Raw genomic sequence first — 12,380 nt, forward strand, 5'->3', positions numbered from 1 at the left:
AATAAATTGATTTTATACTGTCTGATTTTTTGGGAAGCCTACATTTTATATACGTTGTTGGGTGTAGTTTTTAAATTCCTTCATTTGTTACTTCTTCCCTTAATAATTTTAAATAGTCAACATTCTCATCATATTCAATAATTTCACCATTCAAATGATTTGTCAAATTAACTCGTTGTTCTAAATTGGATACTGGAAAGTTTATTCCCATACAACCATTAAGTTTTGTGTCAGAAAAATTAATTCTATTGAGCACTAATTTTGATGAATCAATTTTTATTTCCAGCCTATTGCCATAAAATGTAGTCTCAAAATATGTGTTGTATAATTTTTGAACTTTTTCCTCGAATTCTTTATTTGTTTCAGCCTTTTCCACAATCTCATTCCAAGTTAGTCCAAACTCTTTTTCTATTAAGTTGATTTTAGCTAAAAGCCCTTTGTTGAAATTATAATTAAAATTTATATAATTTTTCATTGTAATTGAATCAGCCTTAACACCACCATAGATATTCCAGTCCGGTAGCTTATTATCAAAATAATAGATATAGAAATAGTTGTAATATTCAAGAAAAAACCCACGCTTTATATTTGATAAAACTATTCTTGTTTGTCTTGGTTCAAAATCAGAAAACACATCATTTCGATTTGATTTTAGAATCAAATCAATACAAACTTTTTTTCTTTCAGTTTCAGAGTTGAAAACATCTTCTGGTAAATTTAAATAAAGAGTTTTTTGGGGTAGTTTTTGAGTATATATGAATGATAATGGTTTAGAAGGCGTAAATACGTTAGGTGATTTTTCTTTTAATGTAAAAACGTAACTTCCATAAAATAAATCTGTAGGATATTGTTCTTTGTAAATACTATTATTAAATGAATCACTTAAACTAGAAAAGGTTAGATTATATTTATACGTATAGATACTAGCGAAAAATAGTAAGCCAAAAAATAGATATACAACACCGAGTGTTTTAAATGGCTTCTTAACAAAATTGTGTTGGTTAATGTTCAGATTTAGGACATAATCTGCTAAATGAAACTTACCTAAGCTTAAAATAAATACCAAACCATCAACTATTATATACACAATTAGTAATTGGAAAGATAAAATCTTGTCAAAATTCCCAATGTTAGGGTTTAAAAGTGGAAAAGTTGAAATTGCGGAAAGTATTGAGAAGGATGGTGCAACTGATAAATAATAAAAAGAATATTTTAGACCCAATTTTAATTTGATGTCAGGTGCTTTTTTCCATTTTAATTTTACTATTGCTTTACCAATGGTATTTTCAATTAAGACTACAGGAAGTAAAAATGTCAATATGAAAGCTATAAAATAGAAGTAATACAAATGGTTTGTATCAGTCTCCAGTCCAGACATTTTAAATAGAATGAAGAAAAATATTATATATATTAGAAAGTCAATTATATTACCTAAAATCCTCCTAAATATCATTTGACTTTACATTTTTTATTCCCACATAGTAAACAACTATAAAAATGAGGATTAATATTACTAAAAATTCAAATGAATTATTAACGAAATAACCTTTCAAGCCACTAACATTATATGTTTTTTCAATGTGTCCATCACCACCATCGTGATTTACAATTACATTGTTGTTAATTATTTCTTCTTTAAAATTACCCCAAATGTTTATGAAAACTTGGGAATTTGGTGGGATTTCTATATCACTTTTAAAATAAACAATATTTCTAGTTTCATCAAAAACAAGATTTTGTTTTAAACTCTGTTCTTCATTATTAGTTAAAAAATCACTGCTAACACTATAAGCTGTTAATGCGTCTGTATTTATTTGCTTAAATTTTACACCTCTTAAAGTTTTAGAACTTGTGTTTTTTAGAGTTATACGTTTGTAATCAGTTGTTTTTAGTAAAAAATTGTATATAGTAGTCGTTTCAGTTTGTAACGTGTCATTGTCAATTATGAACGAACTTATTTCGCTATAAAATTCTCCTATTAAATTTGGATATGAGACTCTGTCATTTTGAATAGTTATTTTTAAATCTGATGGTGATATTACGAACTTATATGCTCCGATAAATAGCATTAAGAAAAAACCTATCATAGTCAATAACGAGTGATAAGGTTTCAATTTTTTATTTATTTTTTCTAATGTCTCGTTCATATGTTTTCAAATTACACCCAACGTGATTGTATAAGATTAGTTGCGTGATTTAAGCACTAAATATAGCAAATAAATCGCAGATAGAAAGTCCGCGAGGACTTTCGTAAATTGGCTAAAACCAGCAATTAATTTTATACGGTGTTAGCAGTTGTTATTTAGCACGATTTTCAATTCTTCGATACTGTAAGCAGGAACTTTCGAGTGTAATGCTCTATGACAATTCGGGCAAACAGGTCTTAAATCCTTAATCGGATTAACAATATATTCCTCGTTAATTTCTGATATTGGTTTCAAATGATGTACTTCGATAATGTCGATATTTGTGTATTTGGAAGTTTTATCTTCAAATCCGCAAAGCACACATTTTCTATCATAATGCTTTAAACATTCTTTTTTTGCTTTTGTATCCATACAATGCATTTGGTTATCGGGCAACAAATCCATTATAAGTTCAATAACCTTAGTGACACTACTTGTAGGAGAAAAGTTCTCATGTGCTGGTGAAATAAAAAGACCATTGCCGTCCAAAGTATAATAGCAAACTTCCAAAAGGGCTAAAATATAACTGATTATATCTTCATTGCTAGACACTTCGATTTCAACAGTTTTCCTTACTTTATTGTTTCCATATGCTATACTTTTGACTCCTGAGAAGTTATCTATTAACTTCTTGATTTCTTCTATTTTTTTAGCTTTCTTTTTCATGGGGTAATTATTATGATGTTTTGCAATGAAGCTCCTTAAGATATTCCAAGTGTATTTCTCCTAAAGCCTTTACTTCATTATAAAACCGTTCACATCGGTTGTAAGCTTTATCAGTATCAAAATTGGAGAATTCATTTTGTACTTTGAACCGCATGATTTAGTGTGCATTACATAACATATAATATATTCGATGCAAGCCATAGGTTTCTTTTGGGAATATGGTCTGTGGAATTTGAGTAAAATTGCTACATAAATGTAGCAGATAGGAAAGTGAATAATGTTGTGGTTTAAACTACCAAAACACATAAAGCAACCCCATACAAACCTGTTCTAAAACATAGTGCATAACCGCCAATCTGGAAGTAGAATCTTCTTTGGGTTCTATCGTGTTTAAAATGGAAAGTAAATATTCCGCACGAAACATACGAGACTTCCAAGTATCTTTGATGCGATTATAAACACATGGATGAAAATGCAAACCAAAATTGCTGAATTTTGATAAAGCGTCATCTGTATTATATATACAAGATGTATGAAAAATGGCTTGGGATAAAAAATTGTCTCCAAAATTTAATTTTTTCTTCACCTTTGATAAGGTGTATGTTATGGCATAAATTTTACAACGTTGTTGCATCTTATTATAGACATCGTCCATAAAGTCCCCAAGCCTCTTAGAAATAGGTTTATAAGTGATAATAAGTAGTGTATATATCACCATCATTTGGGTAGTTCTAATTTGTGGAGACAAAAGGGTATTCTGCTTTTTCTTTTCTTTGTTGACACTAAGCACATAGACTGAATGTAATGGTATTTGCTTCTTTAAAAGATTTATAAGTTCCTTTTTTAAAGGGTATTTTGATTAGTCCCTCGGGAGCGTCCTTTATGAACATCCCAATCGGATACGGGAACTTTTCGTTTTAAACTGATTGTTGCGCGTTTACCATTAACCGTGATTCTTACGTAAATGGAGGCTTGGTTGTTTTTTGCTCTAGAAAAATCTGCCCAGAACAAAATGCTGAAAGTTGCTGTTGTTTTCATGATTTCGTCGTTTTGTTAATACTTATTTTATTACCAGACAAAAGTCAAATCACTTTAAAGATACATTTATTCTAACAACTAACCATTCAATTTTAACAATTCGGTCAACACTTTTTCTAAAATGAATTTGTTATCCGATTTGTTGTCTTTTTTAACAGTATTATTTACATTCATATGATACCCTTAAAAATGAAAAAACCTGAAAATCATACGATTAACAGGTTTTTGATATAGATTGATATACTATTTTGTCGGGGTGGCAGGATTCGAACCTGCGACCTCCTGCTCCCAAAGCAGGCGCGATGACCGGGCTACGCTACACCCCGTTTTTCAATTCCTTATCAAATTGAGGATGCAAATATAGCAATTCTATTAACACCCACAACCTAATTTTTACTTTTATTTAAGCTTTCTAAATCTTACTTTTTTAAACCCTTAATTATCAGACTACAACCACCTAAAATATGGTTACTATTTTAGCAATCCCCAATTATAATTGCTACCTTAGAAACGCTTAACAAAAACTCATGAATAAATTCATCTTACTCATATGTATTGCCTCTTTGATAGCCTGTACAACTACCACCAAATCTAAAGGTAATTTAACAGTAGTAGATACAAAAGAGAAAAAACTGTCGGAACCTATTCCGGCTACTTCTAACACCAAATACACAACTGAATTAGTAGTAGACGGATTCAATATTCCTTGGGGGGTCACCTTTTTACCGGATAGCAGTATGTTAGTTACCGAAAAATCAGGGGAACTCTATTGGATTAAAAATGGCGAGAAAACCGAAATTACCGGAATGCCCCAAGTATTTCTAAGAGGTCAGGGTGGTTTGTTAGACATTGCCGCACACCCCGATTATGCTACAAACGGATTTATCTATTTTACCTATGCCTCACCCGAAGGAAAAGAACGTGGTGGCAATACAGCATTGGCAAGAGCGCAAATAAAAAACAACGCTATTACTAATTTTAAGGTATTGTATAAGGCTGCTCCTAATACAACTAAAAGCTATCATTTTGGAAGTAGAATTGCCTTTGATGGTAAAGGACATATTTTTTTCACAGCTGGGGAACGTGGTAACCGTGATGAGAATCCACAAGATATAACTAGAGATAATGGCAAAGTATACCGCCTCAATGAGGATGGCTCTATCCCTGCTAATAATCCCTTTTACGCAAAAAACAACGCTAAAAAGGCTATTTATAGTTACGGACACCGAAATCCGCAGGGGTTGTTTATACATCCGGTAACGGGGGAAATTTGGGAGCATGAACATGGTCCGCAAGGGGGTGACGAAATAAACATTATCAAAGAGGGCGCAAACTATGGTTGGCCTATAGTTACCTATGGCGAAAATTATAATGGTACGCCTATAACCGATGAACGTACCCGACCCGAATTTGAAGATCCGATCTACTATTGGGTTCCATCTATTGCCCCTTCAGGATTTACCTATGTATCTTCAGAAAAATATCTGGAGTTACAAGGAAATCTACTTGTAGGATCACTTAAATTTCAATACCTAGAACATTTGGTTTTAGATAGAAAAAACGTAACCAAACGCGAAAAATTGATAGAGAACATTGGTAGGGTTCGTAATGTAGTACAGGGTCCCGACGGATTCATCTATGTAGCGGTAGAAGGTACCGGAATTATGAAATTAGTTCATAAATAAAAAGCATGATTAAAGTATTTACTGTAGTAACAGCTTTTGTTATACTTAGCAGCGTAGCTCATACAACTACCCATGTAAGGTATACTCATCAGCAAACGGAATTGGAAAAAAGTATTGCACGGGGAAAAGATATCTATACTGAATTTTGTGTTACTTGCCATTTACCCAACGGTAAAGGAATTGCTCCTGCCTTTCCTCCCTTAGATGAATCGGACTGGTTAACAGGTGACAGAACCAAAGCTATACGAGCTGTTAAATATGGTATTAAAGGCGAGATTACAGTTAATGGTATAACCTACAACAATCTTATGACCACATTAGGACTTTATGATGATGAAGTGGCAGATGTAATTAATTACATTTCGAATAGCTGGAGCAATACAAATACCCAACTTGTTACCGAAAAAGAAGTACAAGCCATTAAAGAATGATACTCGGTTACTCAAATCTTTACCTGCCTATAAACTACTTCGAGGCAATCCCACGAATCATTTAGTAAAAAGTACATTTCTATTTTCAGAAAAATCCCATAGCATTTAACCTCGATTATAGAGTAAAGGTTGTAGTATTAATTCTTAGTTAAAGCCATTTACAAAATGTGTTTCCTCTAGTTTTATTACGACCTTTGCAAAATGTTAAAAAGCATTTTAAAAGCCCCGAAACACGTTACCACAGAACATAAAGGTACTATCCTGTATGTATTAGGTACACTTATAGCCTTAGGTCCTTTTTCTATAGATACATATACTCCATCATTTACGAATATTGCCTTAGATTTTAATACTACCGAACATGCTATAGAGTTAACGTTGTCTAGTTACTTTATTGGTATCTCTTTAGGTCAGTTAGCCTTTGGGCCTATTATGGATAGGTTTGGAAGGCGGATTCCGCAAATTTTAAGTTTACTAATTTATATAGCGGCTGCTATTGGCTGTTACTTTGCTGCCAATCTAACCGAATTAATTGTTGGTAGGTTCTTTTTAGCTATTGGAGCCTCTGCTGGTATGGTTTCCTCAAAAGCTATTTTAAGAGATTTATTTAAAAGTAATATAGAAGTGGCGCGTGCCATGTCTATTTTAATGCTTATTATGGGAGGAGCACCTATTGCAGCACCTCTGGTAGGACGTTTAATCATAGCGTTTTTTAATTGGCCCGAGATATTTCTGTTTCTTGCTGGATTTGCTGTTCTTATGTTTTTAAATGTGTTTTTCTTATTACCAGAAAGTAGTGTCCCCAACAAAAAAGTAAGTTTAAAGCCATTGAATATTGTTAAAAACTATATCCACATACTGTCACATCCTGAATTTTTCACATTCTCTATGGCAGGCGGATTTACCATAGGTGCCATGTTTGCTTATATTAGTGATGCACCTGTATTTTTTAATAAAGTATATGGTATTGAAGATTTCGCTGTGCTACTAGGTGTTAATGCTGCCGCACTTATTATTGGAAGTCAGGTAAACCGATTTGTAATTAAAAAAATTGGGGTATTAGAACTAAGTCTTAAAATAAGCCTGATCTTAGTTGGTATTGCTTTATTGTTTTTGATAAATACACTCACCATTGATAGTTTCTATGTTTCATACGGACTCATGTTTATAATGATGTTTTTCTTGGGATTCCAAAACCCGAATGCAACCTCGTTATCTTTAAATCCGTTTGGAAAAAAAGCAGGCAGGGCATCTGCATTAGTAGGGAGTATTAAAATGATTTTTGGTGCCCTTGTATCATTCATCTTAAGTGCTATTGGCATGGAGTCGGCTATCCCACTGGCTGCCTTATGTTTAGTACTTTATATACTTAGCGCATTGTTGTTTTTCCGTTACCAGCGAAAGGTGAAAAGTGGCAGGTTGCCAAAAAGTAATTCACAATCCTAAAAATAACTATTGTAATTCCTATTTTTGCAATAACCGAATTAAGAAACAGATATGCTTATTATAGGAATTGCCGGAGGAACTGGTTGTGGTAAAACAACTGTTGTAAATCAAATTATTAACGAACTTCCTAATGAAGAGGTCGGAGTGATTTCGCAAGATTCATACTATCAGTCTGCTCCTCACCTGAGCTATGAGGAACGTACCAAAATTAATTTTGATCATCCGCGAGCTATTGACTTTGATTTACTGATGGAGCATTTAAAGGAGTTGAAAAAAGGAAATAGTGTAGAACAACCCGTATATTCATTTGTTAAGCATAACCGAACAGAAGATACCATTTTAACACACCCTAGAAAGGTAATGATTGTAGAAGGTATTTTAATTTTTACTCATCCTGATATTAGAGAGCTTTTTGATATTAAAATATTTGTTCATGCCGACTCTGACGAACGTCTTATAAGACGTTTAAAACGTGATATTGCAGAACGTGGTAGAGATATTGACGAAGTGTTGAACAGATATCAAAACACCTTAAAACCAATGCATCAGCAGTTTATAGAGCCTACAAAAGAGTATGCAGATATTATTATACCAAATAATAAATACAATACTGTTGCTGTTAATATAGTACGTACCATTATAAACGAACGTTTACTGTAACTTGTAATGAAAAAGTTGTTGGGTAACATAAAAAGTAACAAGTATTTTAAAATATTTGCCAATGTTTACGTAATCGTTAGCATTGCATTTATTATATGGATGCTATTTTTTGATACCAACTCTTGGTACTTTTCACATAGTGAATCAGACAAAGAGATTATAAAACTACGCGAACAACAAGACCACCTAAAACGGGAAATTGAAAAAGATAAAGCGCTTATAAAGCAATTGCAGGATAGTGCTACCCTTGAAAAGTTTGCTCGTGAAAAGTACTACTATAAAAAAAATAACGAGGAAATCTATTTAATAGAATTCGACTCCATTACCAAGTAATAGACTCTATTAAATTCGTCCCCTATAGCATCAATCCTTCTAATAAAACGTTGTAAATAATCATATTTATCATTTTTTTGTATAGTATTTTAGCGAATATACAAAACTAAAATAGCCCAAAAACTAGCTACAGCCCTTGATTATACCACAATTTAAAGTAAAAGCAATTCTCTCTTTATTTCTTTATAGATCAATTTTTTTTTACGATTTTTGGAGATACAGTAGATTCAATAGGCTATGAACAATCAATTATTTACAGACTTTAATGATGTTCCTTCTAATCAATGGAAGCAAAAAATTCAAGTTGACCTTAAAGGAAAAGATTACAACGATACGCTAATATGGAGAACACCCGAAGGTATAGATGTAAAACCTTTTTACACCAATGAAGATCTTAAAGATATCCCTAAAACTCCGATTAAAGGAGAAGATTGGCTTATTAATCAAAAAGTTTATGTAGGCGACGAAAAAATAGCTCGTAAACTAGCACTAGATTATATTTCGAGAGGTGCTGAAAGTATCCGATTCGAAATTCCGGCTGCGTCTACTAAAATTGATATGCTGTTAGATGGTTTTCCGTTTGATACTACGCCTCTTTATATCTATTGCCATTTTATTTCAGAAAGCTATATTAAAGAACTCCAAGCTGTGTTAGCTTCGCATAAGGCAAAGGGATATATTGTAATAGATATTATTGGTAATTTAGCCCTTACTGGAAACTGGTATATAAGCCTAGCTGAAGATCACTCCATTTTAGAATCTTTACTAGCTACTAAAAGTGATTTCCCTATTGCTTTGGGTATTGATACCGCTCTTTATCAAAATGCAGGTGCTACAACCGTTCAGCAATTAGCATATGCCCTGGGGCATGCTAATGAGTATCTGAATCATTTTAAAGAAAGTATAGCTCTCTCTTTTGTTTTTGATATAGCAATAGGATCTAATTACTTTTTCGAAATCGCTAAAATAAAAGCACTTCGTGTTTTATGGAGTACTCTTGCTGAAGCTTACAGTGCTACCGAAACTTGTTTTATCTACGCAACACCTAGTAAACGTAACAAAACCATTTACGATTATAATGTAAACATGCTACGTACCACTACAGAGTGCATGAGTGCGGTATTAGGTGGCGCAAATGTTGTAAGTAACACCGCTTACGATGGCTTATTTCATAAAGAGAATGAATTTGGTAATCGGATAGCACGTAATCAACTATTAATATTAAAACATGAAAGTTACTTCAATTTGGTTGCAAACCCTACCGAAGGAACGTATTATATAGAAAGTCTTACCAAACAATTGGCTGAAAAAGCACTCGATATTTTTAAAACCATAGAAAAAGGCGGTGGTTTTCTTTCGCAATTAAAAGAGCATACGATTCAGAAAAAAATTAAAGAAAGTGCCAAAGAAGAGCAAGTCTTATTTGATGCAAATGACTTGGTTGCTATAGGTACTAACAAGTATCCGAATCCGCAAGACAAAATAAAACACGATTTACAATTGTATCCTTTTGTAAAAACAGATGTAAAGAAAACGCTTATTGAACCTATCATAGAAAAACGTTTAGCCGAAACCTTAGAGAAAAAACGTTTAGAAAATGAATAAAACTATTAGTATGAGTAGAAAAAACATACAAGGTTTAACATTAAAAAACACGGCCACTGAAAAGGTGTTGAATACCAATACGTTTACTACGGCTGAAGGTATTACAGTTAAGAGAACCTATACCGAAAAAGATATAGAAACTGCAGAACACCTTAATTTTGTTGCCGGAATTGCACCTAATCTCAGAGGACCGTATAGCACTATGTATGTAATGCGTCCATGGACAATTAGACAATATGCCGGATTCTCTACTGCAGAAAAAAGTAATGCGTTCTACCGTAGAAATTTAGCCGCCGGACAAAAAGGGTTATCCGTAGCGTTTGACCTTGCTACACACCGTGGGTACGACAGTAATCATGAACGTGTACTAGGCGATGTAGGGAAAGCCGGAGTTGCCATAGACTCTGTTGAGGACATGAAAGTACTGTTCGATCAGATTCCGTTAGATCAAATGTCGGTTTCTATGACTATGAACGGGGCCGTACTACCTATTATGGCTTTTTACATTGTAGCTGCCGAAGAACAAGGTGTAGCTCCTGAATTACTTTCAGGAACTATTCAAAATGATATTTTAAAGGAATTTATGGTACGTAATACGTACATCTACCCCCCTACACCATCTATGAAAATTATTGCTGATATATTTGAGTATACCAGTAAAAACATGCCTAAATTCAATAGTATTAGTATTTCTGGTTATCACATGCAAGAGGCTGGTGCTACTGCCGATATTGAATTAGCCTACACATTGTCAGATGGTTTAGAATACATACGCACAGGCTTAGAAGCTGGAATGGATATTGATAGCTTTGCTCCTAGACTTTCGTTCTTTTGGGCTATTGGCATGAATCACTTTATGGAAATTGCTAAAATGCGTGCCGGTAGAATGTTATGGGCTAAATTGGTAAAACAATTCAGTCCTAAAAATGCAAAATCATTGGCATTACGTACGCACAGTCAAACCAGTGGATGGAGTTTAACTGAGCAAGATCCGTTTAACAATGTAGCACGTACCTGTATAGAGGCCTCCGCTGCCGCTTTTGGGGGAACACAAAGTTTACATACCAATGCGTTGGACGAAGCCATTGCATTACCTACCGATTTCTCTGCGCGTATTGCACGTAATACCCAGTTGTATTTACAACAAGAAACCCATATCACCAAAACGGTAGATCCTTGGGCTGGTAGTTATTATGTAGAAACGTTAACCAAAGAAATTGCAGATAAAGCCTGGAAATTAATACAAGAAGTAGAAGAACATGGAGGAATGACCAAGGCTATTGAAGCGGGTATTCCTAAAATGCGTATTGAAGAAGCTGCTGCCAGAAAACAAGCTCGTATCGACAGTAATCAAGATGTGATTGTAGGGGTAAACAAATACCGTTTAGCCCAAGAAGATCCGTTACAAATATTAGAGGTAGATAACCAAGAGGTGCGTCGTCAACAGATTGCACAATTGGAAAAAATTAAAGCCGAACGTAATACCGATGCAGTTAATGCTGCGTTGGCCAAATTAACTGAAGCGGCTAAAACTGGAAACGAAAATTTATTAGCATTAGCTGTTGATGCTGCTAGAAAAAGAGCTACCTTAGGAGAAATAAGCGATGCTTTAGAGGAAGTATTCGGGAGATATAAAGCAAAAATTCAATCGTTTAACGGGGTGTATAGTAAAGAAATAAAAGACGACGCAAGCTTTGAAAAAGCCAGAGAAATGGCCGATGCCTTTGCGGAAGCTGAAGGTAGACGACCTAGAATTATGATTGCTAAAATGGGTCAGGACGGGCACGACCGTGGGGCTAAAGTAGTTGCCACAGGATATGCCGATGTTGGTTTTGACGTAGACATAGGTCCCCTTTTCCAAACACCTGCAGAAGCAGCTAAACAAGCTGTAGAAAATGATGTACATATATTGGGAGTCTCGTCGTTAGCTGCCGGACACAAAACCTTGGTTCCGCAAGTGGTAGAAGAGCTTAAAAAATATGGTAGAGAAGATATTATGGTGATTGTGGGTGGTGTTATCCCTCAACAAGACTATGATTATTTGTTTGAAACCGGTGCCGTAGCGGTATTTGGTCCTGGTACCAAAATTAGTGATGCAGCTATTACAATTTTAGAAATTCTGAGTAAAGAGTAATTTCTAATTATTCAGAAACAGTTATATTTGCATCCCTTATTTACGGGATGTAGCGCAGTCTGGTAGCGTACACGCATGGGGTGCGTGTGGTCGCTGGTTCGAATCCAGTCATCCCGACAAAGCTAAAACACTTGTAAAATCAAGAGATAATAATAAAAACCTCGTCAATTTGGCGGGGTTATTTTTTATCTTCAAT

At 34.1% G+C, this 12,380-nt stretch carries 12 protein-coding genes and 2 tRNA genes; 8 read left to right on the plus strand and 6 right to left on the minus strand.

The annotated features are described in order from the left end of the window. Window positions 1-70: 70 nt before the first annotated feature. The 6 genes from NBRC110019_RS16400 to NBRC110019_RS16425 form a co-directional block, all read right to left on the minus strand. Window positions 71-1,378: a hypothetical protein gene (locus NBRC110019_RS16400; RefSeq protein WP_281756559.1), complete on the minus strand. Its 1,308-nt coding sequence runs from the start codon at window positions 1,376-1,378 to the stop codon at window positions 71-73. 64 nt (window positions 1,379-1,442) lie between these two features. Further along, window positions 1,443-2,147: a hypothetical protein gene (locus NBRC110019_RS16405; protein ID WP_281756560.1), complete on the minus strand. Its 705-nt coding sequence runs from the start codon at window positions 2,145-2,147 to the stop codon at window positions 1,443-1,445. Window positions 2,148-2,288: 141 nt separating this feature from the next. Further along, window positions 2,289-2,852 carry an HNH endonuclease gene (locus NBRC110019_RS16410; RefSeq protein ID WP_281756561.1) on the minus strand — a complete coding sequence of 188 codons (564 nt, stop codon included), beginning with the start codon at window positions 2,850-2,852 and terminating at the stop codon, window positions 2,289-2,291. 292 nt (window positions 2,853-3,144) lie between these two features. Beyond that, complete coding sequence (locus NBRC110019_RS16415) at window positions 3,145-3,573, minus strand: hypothetical protein (RefSeq protein WP_281756562.1); 429 nt, start codon at window positions 3,571-3,573, stop codon at window positions 3,145-3,147. Between the two features lie 122 nt (window positions 3,574-3,695). Beyond that, entirely contained in the window at window positions 3,696-3,890 is a 195-nt protein-coding gene (locus NBRC110019_RS16420; protein ID WP_281756563.1) for an Arm DNA-binding domain-containing protein, read from the minus strand. A gap of 251 nt (window positions 3,891-4,141) precedes the next feature. Then, window positions 4,142-4,216: transfer RNA gene (locus NBRC110019_RS16425), tRNA-Pro, on the minus strand. A gap of 201 nt (window positions 4,217-4,417) precedes the next feature. Here NBRC110019_RS16425 and NBRC110019_RS16430 point away from each other — a divergent pair. From NBRC110019_RS16430 to NBRC110019_RS16465, 8 genes are all read left to right on the plus strand, one after another. Beyond that, window positions 4,418-5,575, plus strand: coding sequence for a PQQ-dependent sugar dehydrogenase (locus tag NBRC110019_RS16430; protein WP_281756564.1), 1,158 nt, complete (start codon window positions 4,418-4,420; stop codon window positions 5,573-5,575). Between the two features lie 5 nt (window positions 5,576-5,580). Next, window positions 5,581-6,006, plus strand: coding sequence for a c-type cytochrome (locus NBRC110019_RS16435; protein ID WP_281756565.1), 426 nt, complete (start codon window positions 5,581-5,583; stop codon window positions 6,004-6,006). Window positions 6,007-6,207: 201 nt separating this feature from the next. Continuing rightward, window positions 6,208-7,452, plus strand: coding sequence for a multidrug effflux MFS transporter (locus NBRC110019_RS16440; protein ID WP_281756566.1), 1,245 nt, complete (start codon window positions 6,208-6,210; stop codon window positions 7,450-7,452). Between the two features lie 51 nt (window positions 7,453-7,503). Continuing rightward, entirely contained in the window at window positions 7,504-8,112 is a 609-nt protein-coding gene (udk, locus tag NBRC110019_RS16445) for a uridine kinase (protein ID WP_281756567.1), read from the plus strand. A 6-nt stretch (window positions 8,113-8,118) separates the two neighbouring features. Next, window positions 8,119-8,445: an FtsB family cell division protein gene (locus NBRC110019_RS16450; protein ID WP_281756568.1), complete on the plus strand. Its 327-nt coding sequence runs from the start codon at window positions 8,119-8,121 to the stop codon at window positions 8,443-8,445. Between the two features lie 237 nt (window positions 8,446-8,682). After that, a complete protein-coding gene (locus NBRC110019_RS16455) occupies window positions 8,683-10,050 on the plus strand; it encodes a methylmalonyl-CoA mutase subunit beta (RefSeq protein WP_281756569.1) in 1,368 nt (455 codons plus the stop codon). Between the two features lie 10 nt (window positions 10,051-10,060). Next, window positions 10,061-12,184 (plus strand): methylmalonyl-CoA mutase, encoded by a 2,124-nt coding sequence (gene scpA / locus NBRC110019_RS16460; protein ID WP_281756570.1) that lies wholly within the window; start codon window positions 10,061-10,063, stop codon window positions 12,182-12,184. Window positions 12,185-12,227: 43 nt separating this feature from the next. Continuing rightward, a tRNA-Pro gene (locus NBRC110019_RS16465) sits at window positions 12,228-12,301 on the plus strand. Window positions 12,302-12,380 lie beyond the last annotated feature (79 nt).

The sequence above is a fragment of the Neptunitalea chrysea genome (assembly GCF_027924145.1).
Taxonomy (GTDB): domain Bacteria; phylum Bacteroidota; class Bacteroidia; order Flavobacteriales; family Flavobacteriaceae; genus Neptunitalea; species Neptunitalea chrysea.